Raw genomic sequence first — 17,367 nt, forward strand, 5'->3', positions numbered from 1 at the left:
GCCCGCCGGGCAGGGGTCAGGAGGCCGGGGCGGTCTCCGTGGCGCGGGGGCCGGAGCCGGGTTCGTCGGCCTGCTGCGGGGGCCTGCGGGTGAGCACGTTGAACACCAGGTTCAGGATGATGGCCGTCAGGCTGCCGAGGGTGATGCCGCTGTTGAGGATGGCGGCGACGTCGCGGGGCATGTTCTCGCCGAAGGCGGGGACGGTCGCGGGCAGCAGCGCGACGCCGATGCTGATGCCCACGACCAGGGCGTTGCGTTCGTCGCGCAGGTCGGCTTTGGCGAGGGTCTGGATGCCGACGACGGCGACCATGCCGAACATGGCGACGGCGGCGCCGCCGAGGACGTCGCTCGGGATGGACGCGACGTAGGCGGCGGCCTTGGGGAACAGGCCCAGCACCATCATGAAGATCCCGGCGGCGACCACGACGAAGCGGCTGCGGACGCCGGTGAGGCGGACGAGGCCGACGTTCTGGGCGAAGCAGGTGTAGGGGAAGGCGTTCAGCGTGCCGCCGAGGAAGGTGGACAGGCCGTCGGCGCGCAGGGCGCGGGTGATGTCGTCGTCGGTGACGCGCCGGCCGACGATCTCGCCGGTGGCCTTGGCGTCGCCCACGGTCTCCACCACCGTGACCAGCATGACCAGCAGCATCGCCACGATGGCGCCGATCTGGAAGGTGGGGGCGCCGTAGTGGAAGGGGGTGGTGACGCCGAACCAGTCGGAGCGGCCGACCTGGTCGAACCGGGTGTCGCCCAGCAGGTAGGACACGAGGGTGCCGCCCACCAGGCCGAGCAGGACGGCGATGCTGCTGAGGAACGGGCGGCGCAGCCGGTGGAGGAGCAGGATGAACAGCAGCGTGCCGCCGGCGTAGAGCAGGTGCTTCCAGCTGCCGAAGTCCTTGGTGACGGTCTTGGCCTCGGCGCCGCCCGCCGCGTCGGTGAGGGCGTTGGGCAGGAGCACGACGCCGATGACGGTCAGGACGGTGCCGGTGACCACGGGCGGGAAGAAGCGGACCAGGCGGCCGAGGAACGGGGCGGCCAGGAAGGTGGCGATTCCGGCCGTGATCGTGCCGCCGTAGATGGCCAGCAGCGCGGCGGTGGCGTTCTCGGCGCCCTGCCCGATGGCGATCATGGGGGCGACGGCGGTGAACGTCACGCCCTGCACGATGGGCAGCCGGATGCCGATCCGCCAGAAGCCCCAGGCCTGGATGATCGTGGCGATGCCGCAGGTGAACAGGTCGGCGTTGATCAGGTAGACGAGCTGCTCGTCGGACAGGCCGATCGCGCCCGCGACCAGGATGGGCACCACGACGGCACCGGCGTAGAACGCCAGGACGTGCTGGAAGCCGTAGAGCGCCAGCCTGGGGACGGGCAGCACCTCGTCGACGGGGTGCTTGCGGGGTTCGTCTTGGGCCATGTCCGTCTTGCCTTCCCGAAGGTAGAGCGCCCGCCGGCCCCTGGGACACGCCGTGGGAGCGTGCCGGGCCCGCTCGGAAGGGGCTTGGAACGATCCGAACCGTGGGCGGAACCGTCCGCTGTCCGGTGACGTGGAGCCGGTCGGCCGGGGCTGTCCTGCCTGTACCGTCCGACATCGTAGAGAAGGCCGCCTATGTCCCAGGGCGCGCCCCACCCTCGAGGCGTCAGGTGACGGGGATGATCCTGGCTTCGATCAGGCGTCCGTCCTGGATGTCGAGTTCGCCGACGGTGCCGTGGGGCTGACGGCGCCGGTCGGTGGGTGATCCGGGGTTGAAGATGCGTACGCCGTCGCCGGTCTGGTCCATGGGGATGTGGGAGTGGCCGAAGACGACCAGGTCGGCGTCGGGGAACCAGCGCCGCATGCGGGCGGTGCGGCCCTTGGCCTGGCCGCTGTCGTGGACCATGGCGACGCGCAGCCCGTCCAGGTCGAGCTCCAGGCGTTCCGGAGCGCCCCAGTCGGCCACGTCGGGGCCGTCGTTGTTGCCCAGGACGGCGTGGACGGGCCCGTAGGCGGACAGTTCGTCGAGGACGTCGGCCGTGCAGACGTCGCCGGCGTGCAGGATCACGTCGGCGCGGCGCAGGTGCTCGGCGACCCGGGGAGGGCAGGAGCGCCAGCGCCGCGGCGCGTGCGTGTCGGAGACGACCACCACCCTCACGGTCTCATTGTCGCAACCGGGTGGACGCGGACCGGCACGGACTCCCAGGCGCGCAGGGTGTTGTTGAGGTGCTGCCGTGGCGTTCCCAGCAGGTCGATGCGTTCGACGCGGCGGGCCAGGGCGGTGAGCAGGGCTTCGGCCTCCAGGCGTGCCACGTGCTGGCCGACGCACTGGTGGATGCCCATGCCGAAGCCCACATGCCCGGACGGGTCGCGGGACAGGTCGAACACGTCGGGGTCGTGCCAGCGCCGGGGGTCGCGGTTGGCGGCGCCCAGGAACATCAGCAGCTTCCTGCCGTCCGGTACGAGGTGGCCGCCGATGACGACGTCGCGGGTGGCGGTCCGGAAGAACGTCTGCACGGGCGACTGCCAGCGCACCGCCTCGTCGAACGCGACGCGTGCGAGCGAGGGGTCTTCGCGTAGGCGGCGCCACTGGGCGGGGTGGGTGGCGAACGCGTACAGCACCGCGGCCAGGCCGTGCACGGTGGTGTCCACCCCGGCGGTCAGCAGGGACCGGACGACGAGCGGCGCCTGGTCGTGGGTGAGGTCGCCGCGGTCGGCCGCCGCCCAGATCTGCGCGCCGAATCCTCCCGCGCTCAGCCGTTCACGGCGGCACTGCTCCCCCACCCAGCCGGCGAGTTCCGGCACGCGCGGCTCGCCCTTCTTCACCAGGGCGTTGGGCGGGCCGAAGGCGTTGAAGGCGTGGTCCCCGTACGGGAGGAGGTTGTCGCGTCCTTCCTTGGGCAGCCCCACGGCGTCGGGGAACACGCGCAGGGGGAACGCTTGGGCGAGGCGGGTGACGGCGTCGAACTCCTCGCCGTCCGCGAGCACCTCGTCCACGAGTTTTTCGGCGTCGGAGAACCACGCCTCCCGCAGGCGCCGGAGCGCGCGGGGGCCGAGGATCTTCGTCAGTACGGCGCGGGGGGCGTCGTGGCGGGGCGGGTCGGCCTCCAGGAGGAGGCTCGGGGGACGCCAGGGCTTTTCGTAGCGGAAGTTGCTCAGGCCCACCCCGGCCCCCGATTGCAGGGACTGCCAGTCGGTCAGCGCGGCGTGCACGTGTTCGTAGCGTCCCAGGGCGTAGACGTCGTAACGGGTCAGGTGCACGACGGGCCCGGCGTCCCGTAGGGCGGCGTGCAGGGGGAAGGGGTTCTCCAGGACGTCGGGGGCGAACGGGTCGGCGTCGATGGAGGGCAGGGTGGCGGTGGTCATGGGGGGCTCCTCCAGGGTCACAGGTCGAGGACGAGGCGTTCGGAGCGGGCGCGGGACACGCAGATGAACATGCAGTCGCCCGCCGCGCGCTCGTCGTCGTCGAGGATCGAGTCGCGGTGGTCGGGGACGCCGTCCAGCACACCGGTCTCGCATGTGCCGCACAGCCCCTGCCGGCACGACGACAGCACGTTGACGCCGACGGCGCCGACGGCCTGGAGCACCGACTGGCCGGGGGCCACCGACAGCGACAGGCCCGAGCGGCGCAGTTCCACCTGGAACGCCCCGTCGCGGGCGGTGCCCTGGTCGACCGTGTTGCCGGCGGCGAACCGTTCGGTGCGGAGCAGGCCGGGCGGCCAGGCGGCGCAGCGGCGTTCGACGGCGTCGAGCAGCGGGGCCGGGCCGCAGCAGTAGACCTTGGTGTCGGGCCTGGCCTCGGCGGGCAGCCAGGCGGGCAGGTCGAGCAGGCCCCGCTCGTCCTGAGGCACGACGGTGACCCCGTCGCCGTAGGGCGTCAGCTCGTCGAGGAAGGCCATGGACGCGCGGGACCGGCCGCCGTACAGCAGCCGCCAGTCGGCGCCGAGCATGTCGGCCTGGCGGATCATCGGCAGCAGGGGCGTGATGCCGATCCCGCCCGCGATGAACAGGTAGCGGTCGGACGGGACGAGCCGGAAGTTGTTGCGGGGGCCGCCGATGGCGACGGTGCCGCCCTCCTCCAGCACGTCGTGGACGTACGCCGAGCCGCCGCGTCCGTCGCGTTCGCGCAGCACGCCGATGCGGTAGGCGTACGCGTCCCAGCGGTCGCCGCACAGGGAGTACTGGCGGGTCAGGCCGCCCGGCAGCACCAGGTCGATGTGGGAGCCGGGCGTCCAGTCGGGCAGGCGGCGCCCGTCGGGCGCGGTCAGCGTCAACGCGACGACGCCGTCGGCCACGGGGGTCTTGGCGGCCACGCGCAGCCGGATCGTCGCGGGGCCGGACGGGACGCGCTCGGTTTCGGGGGCGGCGGGCAGGTCTGTCGCCATGGGTCCTCCTCGTCACCAGGGGCAGACCGAGCATGGTTCGGGTGTGGCGCGCGTCACCAGAGCCTTCTCGCTGAATGAGAGAGGCGAGGGGCGGGGTCCGGTCAGGGGCGGGGCATGCCGGGACGCATCGCGCGGGAGACTCCCCGCGCCGCGGCCTTGAGGGCGGGGATCTGCATGCGGGCGTTGTCGTCGTTGGGCACGACCACCGACAGCGCCGCCACCACCTCGCCGTCGGCGTCGCGCAGCGGGACGGCGATGCCGGTGGCGCGTTCGTCGACGAAGCCGCGGCAGAACGCCACGCCGCCGCGGCGGACGTCGGCGAGCACGGCGCGCAGCCGCCTGGGATCGGCGACCGTGTGCGGGGTGTAGACGGCGAGCGGCCCGGCCAGCACGCTCTCCTGCAGGTCGCGCGGGGCGTGCGCGAGCAGCACCAGCCCGCTGGACGACACGTGCGCGGGGAGCCGCCCGGCGATCCGGGTCAGGTTGACCACGGCCTCGGGTGTCGACAGCCGTTCGATGAACAGGACTTCCCGGCCCTCCAGCACGCCGAGCTGGGTGTGGTGGCCGACGACGGCGTGCAGATCCTCCATGTACGGCATGGCGGCCTCGCGCAGGGTCAGCGCGGGGGACGCGCGGGACGCCAGTTCCCACATGCGCACGCCGATGCGGACCCTCCGGTCGGGGTCGCGCCGCAGCCAGCCGTGCCGCACCAGCTCGTCCACCAGCCGGGAGGCCGTGGCCACGTGCAGCCCGGCCCGCCGCGCGATCTGCGTCACGCCCAGGGCCTGGTCGTCGGGGCCGAACGCCTCGACGATCCGCACCACACGGGACAGGACGGACTCGCCCGCCGCCGACGTCCTCATGGGGCCATGGTGGGCGCACGGGGGGCCGTCCCGTCCACGCGCGTTTCCGCTGGGCGGAACGCGCGGTTGCTCACGCGGGTGAGCGACGGCCGCCCGATCTTTGTCACGGCGTGAATTACCGCGGCGGACGCTCCTTGGCATCCTTGGACGGCGTCCCCGCGCGCGCTCGCACACCCCCGCTCGCGCACCCCCGTTCGCGCACGGCACGTCCATCGTCACGGGAGGATCACAGGTGACACGCACAGCGGTCCGACGTCACGCGATGGCGTTTCTGGTCGTCCCCGCGCTGGCCCTGACGGCCTGCGGTGGGGGTGACGACGACGGCGACGGCGGAGACGCGGCTCCGCCGCCCGCGGTGTCGGCCGCTCCCTCCGGGTCCACGTCGCCCGTGCCCGCGCCGGGTTCGCCGTCCGCCTCGGCGGAGACGACGACGCCGGAGGGCACGCCGCGAGGCGGGGCGGGCACCGAGGCTCCGCGTCGTCGCGCCACGCCCACGGTCACGCCGAGCGCGTACAAGACCCTCGCGGCCTGCCTGGAGAAACGGGGGGTGAATCTGCCGGAGCTCGGCCAGGCCACCGCCCCGCCGCCCGGATTCGACCCGGTCAAGGCGCAGGAGGCCCTCAAGAGCTGCATGGAGTTCCTGCAGAAGCCCGGTGGGGGGTCGGCGCCGCGCTGAGCCGCTCCAGGCCGTCGCGTGGCCGCCCTCGGCGACCGTGCCCGAGGATCCCCGGGCACGGACCGGACACCGATCGACGATACAAACGTATTGCGCATTGAACGTTTGTATTGGATGATGAGGGTGTGACAGTCAACGAGTCACGGGCGAGCGACGACCTGACGGCGCGTGCGCGGATCCGGGACGCGGCTCTGCGGGAGTTCGCCGAACACGGTGTGAGCGGCGCGACGATCCGCGGGATCGCCAAGGCCGCCGGGGTGTCCCCCGGGCTGGTGCAGCACCACTTCGGTTCGAAGGAGGCGCTGCGCCGGGCGTGCGACGAGTACGTCATGAAGGTCATCCGGGAGACCAAGCAGGAGGCCCTCAAGGGCGCCGTGGCGACCCCGGGGTTCCTGCCCGGTGCGATCACCCTGGCGCTGTCGGTGCAGCGTTACGTGGCCCGGGCCCTGGTGGACGGGTCGGAGGCGGCGGCGCGGCTGTTCGACGAGGCGGTGGCGTTCACCGAGGACCTCATCGTGAACGGCGCGGAGGGCCTGGCTCCGGCCAAGACCGCCGACCCGCACGCCTACGCGGCCGTCATGTGCGCGATGAGTCTTGGGACGGTCGTCCTGCACGAGCACATGACGCGGAACCTGGGAGCCGATCCCCTCACGCCGGCGGGTTACCCGCGCATGGCCCTGGCCTTGCTCGACATCCTCTCCGACGATCTGATGAATCCGGCAGTGGTGGCACAGGGCCGCGCCGTGTTGGAGGAGATGCGGGCCTCCGCGCCGGGGGGCGCCGAGTCCGATCCGGACCAGCGCATCCCGACCTCGGACGCCGCCGCGCGCAAGGCCGACTCCGACCCGCCCGCCTGATCACCGGCGGCCTCGTGCCGCCCCGTGCCGGTCCCGCCGCGGATCGTCGCCGGCGTGCCCGTGGGCAGGCCGGGACCGGCCACGGCGACCGCCGTTCGCCGTGTCACGGACATCGTCCGTTGCTCCCCTTCACCGCCCGTCCCGGGTTTCACGCCCGCAGGACGCGGCGGCCGCATCCCCATACCCGCACACCCTTACGAGGTGTATTCATGACACAACAGACCACGTTCTCCATCGAGGTGTCCGGGCTGGTCAAGACGTTCGGCCGGACACGGGCGCTGGACGGGCTGGACCTGTCGGTCCGGACCGGCGAGGTGCACGGCTTCCTCGGCCCCAACGGCGCGGGCAAGTCCACCACCATCCGGATCCTGCTCGGCCTGCTGCGCGCCGACGAGGGCACCGCCCGGCTGCTGGGCGGCGACCCCTGGAAGGACGCCACCCGCCTGCACCGGCACCTGGCCTACGTCCCCGGCGACGTGACGCTGTGGCCGAACCTGTCCGGCGGCGAGGTGATCGACCTGCTCGGCCGCATGCGCGGCGGCCTGGACCGGCGCCGCCGCGACGAGCTGCTGGAGCGCTTCGAGCTGGACCCGAAGAAGAAGGGCCGCGCCTACTCCAAGGGCAACCGGCAGAAGGTCGGCCTGGTGGCCGCGCTGGCCTCGGACGTGGACCTGCTCATCCTGGACGAGCCGACCTCCGGCCTGGACCCCCTCATGGAGGAGGTCTTCCAGGAGTGCGTCCGCGAGGAGCGTGACCGGGGCCGCACCGTGCTGCTGTCCAGCCACATCCTGTCCGAGGTCGAGGCGCTGTGCGACCGGGTGACCATCATCCGCAAGGGCCGCGCCGTGGAGACCGGCACCCTGGCCGAGCTGCGGCACCTGACCCGCACGTCCATCGACGCCGAGCTGTCGGCGCCGCCCAACGGGCTGTCGAACCTGTCCGGCGTGCACGACCTGCGGGTCGACGGCCACCGGGTGCGGTGCGAGGTGGACACCGCCAGCCTGGACGAGGTGCTGCGGCAGCTGACGTCCATCGGGGTGCGCAGCCTGACCAGCCAGCCGCCCACCCTGGAGGAGCTGTTCCTGCGTCACTACCAGGACGAGCTGCCGCAGGAGGCCGTGCGATGAGCGGCGCCGAGAACCGGGGCGCGGGGCACGCGCTGGTGGGCACCGGCGCGATGGTCCGGCTGATCCTGCGCCGCGACCGGGCGATCCTGCCGATCTGGGTCCTGCTGATCGGTGTCATGCCGGCCAGTTTCGTCTCGAGCTTCAGCGGGTTGTTCCCGACCGAGGCGGACCGCCTGCAGTACGCCCGCACGTCCGGGACCAGCCCCACGTTCCTGGCCCTGTACGGGCCGCTGCACGGCACCGACCTGGGCGCCCTGGCCGCGCAGCGGGCCGGGTTCATCCCGGTGATCGTCGGGCTGATCTGCGCGCTGGTGGTGATCCGGCACACCCGGGTGGAGGAGGAGGCCGGGCGCCGCGAGCTGCTCGGCGCCACCGTGCTGGGCCGCGGCGCGGGGCTGGCCGCGGCGCTGCTGGTCGCCATGGGGGCGAGCGTGGTGCTGGGCGCGCTGGCCGCGGCCGGGACGGCGGCCCAGGACGTGTCCGCGGCCGGGGCGGTCGCGCTCGGCCTGCAGTTCACCATGGCCGGATGGGTGTTCGCTGCGGTCGCCGGGGTCGCCGCGCAGCTCACCGAGGGCGCGGGGGCGGCGCGCGGGCTCTCGATCGCCGCGCTCGGCGCCGCGTTCGTCGTCCGGCTGGCCGCCGACGTCGGCGGGGAGGGCAACGGCCTGCAGTGGCTGTCGTGGCTGTCGCCGCTCGGCTGGGGCATCCGGCTGGCCCCCTTCGGTGACGAGCGGTGGTGGGTCCTGCTGCTCGGCGTCGCGCTGGTCGCCGTGCTGGTCGCGGCGGCGGCGGCGCTGTCGGGACGCCGGGACGTCGCGGCGGGCCTCCTGCCGCCGACGCTCGGCCCGGCCGAGGCGCCGGCCTCCCTGTCCGGCCCGTTCGGACTGGCGTGGCGGCTGCACAGCCGTCCGCTGTACGGCTGGCTGGCCGGGTTCGCCGCCCTCGGCGTGGTCTTCGGCGGGGTGGCCGACGGGGTCGACGACCTGGTGAAGGACAACCCCGACCTGGAGGAGATCATGGCGCGGCTGGGCGGGCAGACCGCGATCGTGGACGCCTACTTCGCCTCGACGATGAGCCTGGTGGGCGTGTTCGCGGCGGGGTACGCGGTGTCGACGGTGATGCGGATGCGGGCCGAGGAGACGTCCCTGCGCGCCGAGCCGGTGCTGGCCACGGCCGTGGGACGGCTCCGCTGGGAGGCCGCGCACCTGCTGTTCCCCCTGGCGGGGCCGGCGATCGGGCTGGCCGTCGCGGGCGCCGCCGCCGGTCTCGTCCACGGCCTGAACTCGGGTGACGTGGGCGGCTGGCTGCCGCGCGTCACCGGCGCCGCGCTGGCGCAGCTGCCCGCGGTGTGGCTGGTCGCGGCCGTCGCGGTCGCGCTGTTCGGCCTGCTGCCGCGGCTGACGGCGGCGAGCTGGGGCGTGTTCGGCGCCGTCGTCCTGATCACGCTGTTCGGGCCGACGCTGCAGCTCGACCAGTGGATGCAGGACGTCTCGCCGTTCAATCACATCCCCAAGCTGCCGGGCGACGAGTTCACCGCCACGCCGCTGGTGTGGCTGGTGGCCGTCACCGCCGTGGTGGCGGCCGCCGGAATGGGCGGCTTCCGCCGCAGGGACATGTCCCTGGGCTGACGTTCCCGGCTCCGACGCGCCCCTCCCCCGCAACCGGCCGCCCGCGGGAGGAGGGGCGTCCGCCTTCCCGGTGAGCCTTTGGGACGACCGGGCCCGGATGATCCCACCCGGAGCGGAAGAGTAAAGTGTCCCGCGGCGCGGAGCGGGTTCTGCACTCTCGCGGCGTGCCGCCCGCTCCGCCCCTCCGCCGTACGCGCGGAAGCGCCTGGTAGCACGGGCACCGAAATGGCGTTAGGGTCATGCGCGGTGTGCCGGGAAGTCTGGTCGGCGTCCGTTCCGACCTGCCCCGAAAGCCGGCCGCCGATGACCCCGCCACCTCTCCGGGCCCTCCGCCCGCTCGCACGGCCTCGGCGCCCTCCGGACGCCGCGTCCGACGGCGACGGCCCCGTGCCGCGCCGTCCGCGCCGCAGTCCACGCCGCCGCGTCCGCTGAGCAGGAGGGTTCCTTGACCGCCGTCATCGCGATCGTGATCTTCGTCGGGGCGTACGTCCTGATCGCGACGGAGAAGATCCACCGCACCGCGGTGGCCCTCGGCGGCGCCGGGCTGATGCTGCTGCTGCACGTCACCGACGCCCCCGCGGCGTTCTTCGCCGAGGACACCGGCATCGACTGGAACGTCGTGTTCCTGCTGCTGGGGATGATGGTCATCGTCTCGGTGCTGCGGCAGACCGGCGTGTTCGAGTACCTGGCGATCTGGGCCGCCAAACGCGCCCGGGGACGCCCCTACCGGCTGCTGGTCATGCTGGTGGTGATCACCGCGGGGGCGTCGGCGTTGCTGGACAACGTCACCACCGTGCTGCTCATCGCCCCCGTCACCTTCCTGGTGTGCGACCGGCTCGAACTGCGCCCCGAGCCGTACCTGATCGCCGAGGTCATGGCCTCCAACATCGGCGGCACCGCCACGCTGGTCGGCGACCCGCCCAACATCATCATCGCCAGCCGCGCCGGCCTGACCTTCAACGACTTCCTCGTCCATCTGGCGCCGTTCATCGTGGTGCTGACGGCGGTGTTCTGCGTGCTGTGCCGGTGGCTGTTCCGCTCGGCGTTCCGCTACGACCCCGACCGGGCCTCGGCGGTCATGGCCCTGGAGGAGAAGGAGGCCATCACCGACCGGCGGCTCCTGGCCCAGAGCCTGGCGGTGCTGGCCGTCGTCATCGCCGCGTTCGTCCTGCATCCGGTCCTGCACTACGAGCCGTCGGTGGTGGCGCTGCTGGGCGCGGGGCTGCTGGTGGCCGCGACCCGCGTCACCACCGAGGACGCCCTGCGCGAGGTGGAGTGGCCGACGCTGGTGTTCTTCGCCGGGCTGTTCGTCATGGTCGGCGGGCTCGTGAAGACGGGCGTCATCGCCGACATCTCCAAGGCCGCCGCGGACGCGACCGACGGACGCCTGGCCGTCGCCACGATGATGCTGCTGTGGTGCTCGACGGCCCTGTCGGCGATCGTCGACAACATCCCCTACGTCGCCACGATGAGCCCGATCGTCGCCGACCTGGCCCAGCAGCACGGCGACGCCGGGCAGGTGCTGTGGTGGGCCCTGGCGCTGGGCGCGGACCTGGGCGGCAACGCCACCGCCGTCGGCGCCTCCGCCAACGTCGTCGTCCTCGGCATCGCCGCCCGCAACGGAACGCCCATCAGCTTCTGGCGCTTCACCCGGTACGGGCTGGTCGTCACCCTGGTCTCGGTGGCGCTGGCGACGCCGTACCTGTGGCTGCGCTACCTGTGACGAGGCCGCCCGTCGCTGCGCCGCCCGTGACGCGCCGCCCGGGACGGCGCGCGGTCACAGCCGTTCGGCGAAGCGCTCGGCCTTGCCGGCGGGCCCGGCGACCAGGACGACGTCGCCGTACTGCAGCACCGTGTCCGCGGTGGCGTAGGTGAACTGCTCGCCCTGGGGCTTGACCGCCACCACGGTCACGCCGTGCTTGCTGCGCAGCTTGGTCTCGCCGAGCGGCACCCCGACGAACTCCCTGGGCGGGTGCGTCTTGACCAGCGCGTAGTCCTCGTCCAGCTCGATGTAGTCGAGCATGCGGCCGCTGACCAGGTGGGCGACGCGCTCGCCCATGTCGTGCTCGGGCAGCACGATGTGGTGGGCGCCGATCCGCTCCAGGATGCGCTTGTGCTGGTGGGTGACGGCCTTGGCCCAGATGTCGTCGACGCCCAGCTCCACCAGCAGCGAGGTGACCAGGATGCTGGACTCCAGGTCGCCGCCGATGGCCACGACCGCGCTGTGGAACTCGCCCACGCCCAGCTCGCGCAGCGCCTGCAGGTCGGTGGCGTCGGCGGTGGCGATCTGGGTGATCCGCCCGGCCAGCCCCTGCACGATCTTGGGCCGGCGGTCGATGGCCAGCACCTCGGTGCCGCGCGCGGCCAGTTCCAGGGCCAGCGCCGAACCGAACCGGCCCAGCCCGATCACCACCACGGGGTCGTGTCGTGTGTCAGCCAACGATGGGTCGCTCCTCGGGTAGTTCGTAGCGCCGGACGCGCTCGCGCAGCGCCAGCGCGGTCGCCAACGTCAGCGGGCCGGTGCGGCCCACGAACATCAGCACGATGAGCAGGATCCGTCCGGCGGGCGGCAGCTCGGTGGTGATGCCGGTGCTCAGGCCCACGATGCCGAACGCGGATGTGACCTCGAACAGCACCCGGTCCAGGCCGTGCGACGTGAACGCCATGAGCGTGAACGTGGCGGCCACGACCAGCCCGACGCCGAGCAGGGCGATCGCCACGGCCTGCCGCTGGGTGCCCTCGGGCAGCCGCCGGTGCCCCACGTGGACCCGGGTGTCGCCGCGCATCTCCGCCCACACCACGAACGCCAGCAGCCCGAACGTGGTGACCTTGATCCCGCCCGCGGTGCCCGCGCTGCCGCCGCCGATGAACATCAGCACGTCGGTGGCCAGCCAGCTCTCGGCGCGCATCTGCGCCACGTCGACGCTGTTGAAGCCGCCCGAGCGGGGCATGACGGCGGCGGTAAACCCGGCCAGCCAGCGGGCGGGCTCGCTGAGGCGGCCGAAGGTGGCGGGGTTGTTCCACTCGGCGGCGGTCAGCACCAGGGTGCCGCCGGCCAGCAGCGCCCCGGTGACGGCGACGGTGACGCGGGTCAGCACCGACCAGCCGCGCGGGCGCCGCCAGGAACGCGCGAGCTCGAACACCACGGGGAAGCCGAGCCCGCCGACGATGACCGCGGCGCAGATCGGCAGGATGATCCACGGGTCGGCGGCGAACCGGACCAGGCTGTCGGACCACAGCGCGAACCCGGCGTTGTTGAACGCCGTGATCGAGTGGTAGACGCCGTGGTAGGCGGCCCGGCCGAGGGACTCGTCGTAGGCCAGCGCGAACCGCGTCGTCAGCACCACGGCCACCACGGTCTCGCAGGCCAGGCTGAACAGCACCACGTTGCGCAGCACCCGCCGCACGTCCGTGCTGCGGAACGTCTTGGTCTCCGCCTGCGCCACCAGCCGGGCGCGCAGGCCCAGCCGCCGCGACATCAGCAGCGCGAACACCGTGGCCAGGGTCATGATGCCCAGGCCGCCCGCCTGGATCAGCCCCAGGATGACCAGCTCGCCGAACAGCGACCAGTGCGTGCCGGTGTCGACGGTCACCAGGCCGGTGACGCAGACCGCCGAGGTGGCGGTGAACAGCGCGTCCAGGAACTGGGCCCGTCGGCCCTCCTCGGTCGCCACGGGGAGCGACAGCAGGAGGGTGCCGATGGTCATGGCGAGGCCGAACCCGGTGACGACCGCCTGCGCCGGATGCCGGAACCGGCCCAGCGGCGCGACCACCGGGCGCGCCGCCACCCGCCGGGTCGCCCGGCCGCGAACGGGGATGATGGAGCACCTCCGGAGAGACGCAGGTCAGCCGATGTGTCGCAGACAACGCTAGCGATTTCGCCATGACCAACGATCAGGAATGGCGGGATGTCCCCCGTGGCCCGGGTCACGTGAGGCGGTGACGGGTGTCAGCCGCGCGGGGCGTACATGATGATCCCCACTCCGGCGAGGCAGACGAGGGCGCCCGCGACGTCCCACCGGTCGGGCCGGAAACCGTCCATGACGACGCCCCACACCAGCGACCCGGCCACGAACACGCCTCCGTAGGCGGCCAGGACCCGCCCGAAGTGCGACTCCGGCTGGAACGTGGCGACGAAGCCGTACGCGCCGAGCGCCACCACCCCGGCGCCCACCCACAGCCAGCCGCGGTGCTCGCGCAGGCCCTGCCACACCAGCCACGCGCCGCCGATCTCCGCGACGGCGGCCAGCACGAACAAGACCAGGGAACGCAGCACCGTCATGATCCGCGAGGTTACCGGCCCCGCCGGTCGGCGGCGCCCGCCGGTCGGCGCCCCGCACGCCCGCCGCCGGTCCGCGCGGGGCTAGGGTTGGGCGCGACCGAGAGGGGGCCATGACCGGAGAACGGAAGATCAGCAATCCGCTGGCGCTGGCGGTGCTGGTCCTGCTGCAGGAACGGCCGATGCACGCCTACGAGATGGTCACCACGCTGCGCGAGCGCGAGAAGCAGGACAGCATCAACATCAAGTACGGCTCGCTGTACACGGTCGTGCGCGCGCTGCACCGCGAGGGCCTGATCGAGGAGGCCGGCACGGCGCGGGCGGGGCGGCGTCCCGAGCGCACCGTGTACGCGCTGACCGACCGCGGGCGCCGGGAGATCCGCGACTGGCTCCGGGAACTCGTCGGCGAGCCCCACCACGAGTTCCCGCGTTTCGTGGCCGGGCTGTCGCTGTTGCCCGCCCTGCCTCCCGACGAGGCCGTGGAGCTGCTGGAGCGGCGCGCGGACCGGATCGCCGAACGCGTCGACGGCTACCGCACCCACATGGCCGAGACCAGGGCCCTGGGCGTGGCGGACATCCACCTGATCGAGGACGACTACCGGATCGCGATCGACCTGGCCGAGCTGGAGTGGATCCGCCGCCTGGTCGCCGCGCTGCGCTCGGGCGCGTTCGAGGGCATGGCCGAATGGCGGGCGTATCACCGGCGCCCCGCCGAGCGAACCGCGGGCCGTCCGGGCGAAGCCGAGTGAAAAGGCGCGGCCCGCACCCCTCCAAGGTTTGGTTTGTTCGCTTTTAACCGGAATTGTCCGGGGTAGGGGCGACCGCCGTACCGACCAGCGTGACCTGAGGAGGAGTGCCATGTCGGACTCGGGCCGCCCCGTCGAGGGAGAGCACCGGTACCAGCAGCACGTGACCTCGCCGGAGGAGCACGAGGACCGTCCCGGCCGCAGCCTGGTGACCACCGACCACGACGCGATCCGGCAGTGGGCCGAGGAGCGCGGCGCCAAGCCCGTCACGGTGCCGGGCAGCGAGTACGAGGGCAGGCCGGGCAGGCTGCTGCTCGACTTCCCCGGCTACCGGGGCGAGAACCTGGAGGAGATCTCCTGGGACGACTGGTTCCGCACCTTCGACGAGCGCAAGCTCAACTTCATCTACCAGGAGCACAAGGCGGACGGGACGCAGAGCAACTTCTTCCGCCTGGAGAACCCCGGCCGCGACGACGGCTCCTGAACCCGGCGGTCGCCCTTCCCGGCCCCGCGGGCCGGCACGGACGGGCCGCCGCGGCGGCGCGCCACGACCCCCGCTCCGGCGATCGCGTCGGCCGTCCTACGCGGCCACCGGGGCATGCGGCGCGGTGCTCTTGTCGGAGCCGGGGACGGCGGCGTCCGGATGATCGAGGCGTTCGCGGTCGCGTCCCGGGTGCCGGCGAGGGCGCGCGGGCGGGCGCAGCACGACCATGACGACGGCGAGGATCACCAGCGCGACGGCCGCGTCCAGCCAGTAGTGGTTGGCGGTGCCGACGACCACGCCGAGCGTGACGACCGGATGCGCCAGCCACAGCCAGCGCCACCTGGTGCGGGTGGACAGGATGAGGCTGACGGCGACGAACACGGCCCACCCGACGTGCAGGGAGGGCATGGCGGCGAACTGGTTGGCCATGCCGTCGTCGTGCGCGGGGCCGTACACGCCCGGCCCGTACACGGCGGCCGTGTCGACGAACCCGAGGCCGCTCAGCATGCGCGGCGGGGCGAGCGGCACGGCGATGTGGACCGCGAGCGCCACGCCCGTCATCACCGCGAGCACCGTCCGCGCCCACCGGTAGTGCCAGGGACGCCGCGCGTACGTCCAGACCAGGAACAGCGCGGTGGCCGGGAAGTGCACGTACTTGTAGTAGACGTTGGCCGCCACGACCGCCGGGGGCAGTTTCAGCAGCCAGTCCTGCAGGTCCTCCTCGCTGGGGAGCCGCAGGGCGCGTTCGGCGTCCCACAGCCGCCCGGCGTTGGCGAACGCCTCCTCGACGTGATGGGCGCCGAGCAGGCGTCCCAGCTTGTAGGCGGCGAACAGCAGCACGACCAGCAGGAGTTCCCGCAGCGGGCGGCGCCATCGGCCCGGCGGCGGGAGGATGGCCCTCCACCTGGTCCCCCTGCGGGGTTCGCGGTCGGCGCCGGGCCGGCCGCCGCGCGGCAGGGGGGTGGGGACGCGCACAGGCAGCACCGAAGACTCCACTTCATCGTGAAGGCCGCCCGAACCAAGGGTGTCGCGCCGGGGAAATAAAAGGAAGCGTCGTTTTATATGAGGATTGTCACAGGCTGACACTGGCATGCCTCGGGCCGCCGCGCCGTGACGACGCGCGGCGGCCCGGGGAACGTGATCTCAGCGTTGCCAGACGGCGACGTAGTCGACGAGCATCGACCGGCCGGAGACGGTGTCGGCGGTGGGTGTGGCGCGCCCGGCGACCCCGTTGGGGAACGCGCCGCCCATCGCCAGGTTGAGCAGCAGGAAGTAGCCGCCGTGGCCGGTCATGGCCGCCCAGGCGTCCGCGCCGACCCGGCTCTCGGTGACGGTGTGGAACTGCTGGCCGTCGACGTACCAGCGCAGCTGCTCGGGGGTGACGGTGCGGTCCCACTCGAAGCGGTAGGTGTGCATGCCCGCCTGGCAGGGGCTGCCGGGGCAGGCGCGGCTGGCGCCGATGCCGTTGGTCTCGTTGCAGGGACCACCGGGATTGGTGCCGCAGTGCAGCACGCCCCACACCGAGTCGATGCCGTTGACGTTCTCCATGATGTCGAACTCGCCGATCGACGGCCAGTTCCAGTAGTTGCCCCGGTACGGGGAGCCCAGTGCCCAGAACGCGGGCCAGTAGCCCAGGGCCTGCGCGCCGGACACGTCCGGCATGCGGATGCGGCCCTCGATCCGCAGCACCCGTCCCTCGGCGGGCTTGAAGTCGGTGCGGCGGGTCTCGATGCGGGACGAGGTCCATTCGCCCGAGGACGACCGCAGCGCGGTGATGCGCAGTCGCCCGGAGCCGTCCAGGCCGACGTTGGCGGGATCGGCGGTGTAGCGCTGCACCTCGCCGGTGCCCCAGTTGGCGGGGCCGCCGGGGTAGCCGTGTCCGGTGCTGATCAGCCAGTTGGCGGACGAGGGAGGCGCACCGGCCGGGCCGTCGAAGTCGTCGCTCCAGACCAGGCTCCATCCCGCCGGCGGCGGGGGGACGGACGCCTGCGCGGGAAGCGGGGCGACGGCGAAGGCGAGAGCGGTGATGACGGCGAGCGCGGCCGTGAAGCGGCGGCGCGGACGCCTCGGCGGGGGTGGAAAGGACATGGCGGGGGGACCTTTCGCTGAGGCTGACGGGCGGCGCCGCGAGTGGCGCACCGCCTGCCGGATCCGGGGCCAATGTCACCCCGCCCGCGGGCGCTGTCAAGGCCCAATGAGAGCGCTTCCCAACGTCTCTTCGGCGCCTAGCATCTGCACGCATTCGGCGTTGTGCGACTTGAGAGGCCCTTTTCATGGCTGCGCTTGACATGAGCGAGGGGAGCCCACGAGGCTCGAGAGAGCGCTCTCAGCGCGTCGGCGGGCCGGGCCGCCTC

17 protein-coding genes are annotated in these 17,367 nt (G+C 73.0%); 7 read left to right on the forward strand and 10 right to left on the reverse strand.

Features of this window, described 5'->3' with window-relative positions:
- Positions 1–16: 16 nt before the first annotated feature.
- The 5 genes from ABD811_RS09250 to ABD811_RS09270 all read right to left on the reverse strand — a co-directional run bounded on the left by ABD811_RS09250 (position 17) and on the right by ABD811_RS09270 (position 5,216).
- Positions 17–1,411, reverse strand: a complete 1,395-nt coding sequence (locus tag ABD811_RS09250) for a nucleobase:cation symporter-2 family protein (protein WP_344943870.1) — start codon at positions 1,409–1,411, stop codon at positions 17–19.
- 223 nt (positions 1,412–1,634) lie between these two features.
- A complete protein-coding gene (locus tag ABD811_RS09255; RefSeq protein ID WP_344943873.1) occupies positions 1,635–2,126 on the reverse strand; it encodes a metallophosphoesterase family protein in 492 nt (163 codons plus the stop codon).
- A complete protein-coding gene (locus ABD811_RS09260) occupies positions 2,123–3,334 on the reverse strand; it encodes a cytochrome P450 (RefSeq protein WP_344943877.1) in 1,212 nt (403 codons plus the stop codon). Before ABD811_RS09260 ends, ABD811_RS09255 begins: the two co-directional genes overlap by 4 nt.
- A 17-nt stretch (positions 3,335–3,351) precedes the next feature.
- A complete protein-coding gene (locus ABD811_RS09265; RefSeq protein ID WP_344943880.1) occupies positions 3,352–4,353 on the reverse strand; it encodes a PDR/VanB family oxidoreductase in 1,002 nt (333 codons plus the stop codon).
- Positions 4,354–4,454: 101 nt separating this feature from the next.
- Positions 4,455–5,216, reverse strand: a complete 762-nt coding sequence (locus tag ABD811_RS09270) for an IclR family transcriptional regulator (protein ID WP_344943884.1) — start codon at positions 5,214–5,216, stop codon at positions 4,455–4,457.
- A gap of 232 nt (positions 5,217–5,448) precedes the next feature.
- Here ABD811_RS09270 and ABD811_RS09275 point away from each other — a divergent pair, with 232 nt between their 5' ends.
- From ABD811_RS09275 to ABD811_RS09295, 5 genes are all read left to right on the forward strand, one after another.
- Complete coding sequence (locus ABD811_RS09275) at positions 5,449–5,892, forward strand: hypothetical protein (protein ID WP_344943886.1); 444 nt, start codon at positions 5,449–5,451, stop codon at positions 5,890–5,892.
- A 125-nt stretch (positions 5,893–6,017) separates the two neighbouring features.
- On the forward strand, positions 6,018–6,749 hold the full coding sequence (locus tag ABD811_RS09280) for a TetR/AcrR family transcriptional regulator (protein ID WP_344943889.1): 732 nt from the start codon (positions 6,018–6,020) through the stop codon (positions 6,747–6,749).
- 209 nt (positions 6,750–6,958) lie between these two features.
- A complete protein-coding gene (locus ABD811_RS09285) occupies positions 6,959–7,876 on the forward strand; it encodes an ABC transporter ATP-binding protein (protein WP_344943892.1) in 918 nt (305 codons plus the stop codon).
- Complete coding sequence (locus ABD811_RS09290) at positions 7,873–9,504, forward strand: ABC transporter permease (RefSeq protein WP_344943895.1); 1,632 nt, start codon at positions 7,873–7,875, stop codon at positions 9,502–9,504. Before ABD811_RS09285 ends, ABD811_RS09290 begins: the two co-directional genes overlap by 4 nt.
- A 445-nt stretch (positions 9,505–9,949) precedes the next feature.
- A complete protein-coding gene (locus ABD811_RS09295; protein WP_344943898.1) occupies positions 9,950–11,227 on the forward strand; it encodes an ArsB/NhaD family transporter in 1,278 nt (425 codons plus the stop codon).
- Positions 11,228–11,281: 54 nt separating this feature from the next.
- On the opposite strand, the gene ABD811_RS09300 is transcribed toward ABD811_RS09295, so the two are convergent.
- From ABD811_RS09300 to ABD811_RS09310, 3 genes are all read right to left on the reverse strand, one after another.
- Positions 11,282–11,944 (reverse strand): potassium channel family protein, encoded by a 663-nt coding sequence (locus ABD811_RS09300; protein WP_344943901.1) that lies wholly within the window; start codon positions 11,942–11,944, stop codon positions 11,282–11,284.
- A complete protein-coding gene (locus ABD811_RS09305; protein WP_344943904.1) occupies positions 11,937–13,277 on the reverse strand; it encodes a TrkH family potassium uptake protein in 1,341 nt (446 codons plus the stop codon). Before ABD811_RS09305 ends, ABD811_RS09300 begins: the two co-directional genes overlap by 8 nt.
- 176 nt (positions 13,278–13,453) lie before the next feature.
- Positions 13,454–13,786 carry a YnfA family protein gene (locus tag ABD811_RS09310; protein WP_344943907.1) on the reverse strand — a complete coding sequence of 111 codons (333 nt, stop codon included), beginning with the start codon at positions 13,784–13,786 and terminating at the stop codon, positions 13,454–13,456.
- A gap of 110 nt (positions 13,787–13,896) precedes the next feature.
- Here ABD811_RS09310 and ABD811_RS09315 point away from each other — a divergent pair, with 110 nt between their 5' ends.
- Positions 13,897–14,532, forward strand: a complete 636-nt coding sequence (locus ABD811_RS09315) for a PadR family transcriptional regulator (RefSeq protein WP_344943910.1) — start codon at positions 13,897–13,899, stop codon at positions 14,530–14,532.
- A gap of 109 nt (positions 14,533–14,641) precedes the next feature.
- The gene (locus ABD811_RS09320; RefSeq protein WP_344943913.1) at positions 14,642–15,013 is read left to right on the forward strand and encodes a hypothetical protein; all 372 of its coding nucleotides are present in this window, start codon (positions 14,642–14,644) and stop codon (positions 15,011–15,013) included.
- 96 nt (positions 15,014–15,109) lie between these two features.
- On the opposite strand, the gene ABD811_RS09325 is transcribed toward ABD811_RS09320, so the two are convergent.
- Entirely contained in the window at positions 15,110–15,997 is an 888-nt protein-coding gene (locus ABD811_RS09325; protein ID WP_344943916.1) for a phosphatase PAP2 family protein, read from the reverse strand.
- A 159-nt stretch (positions 15,998–16,156) separates the two neighbouring features.
- Entirely contained in the window at positions 16,157–17,101 is a 945-nt protein-coding gene (locus ABD811_RS09330) for a glycoside hydrolase family 16 protein (RefSeq protein WP_344943918.1), read from the reverse strand.
- Positions 17,102–17,367 lie beyond the last annotated feature (266 nt).

Source organism: Actinomadura miaoliensis (genome assembly GCF_039536785.1).
Lineage (GTDB): Bacteria > Actinomycetota > Actinomycetes > Streptosporangiales > Streptosporangiaceae > Spirillospora > Spirillospora miaoliensis.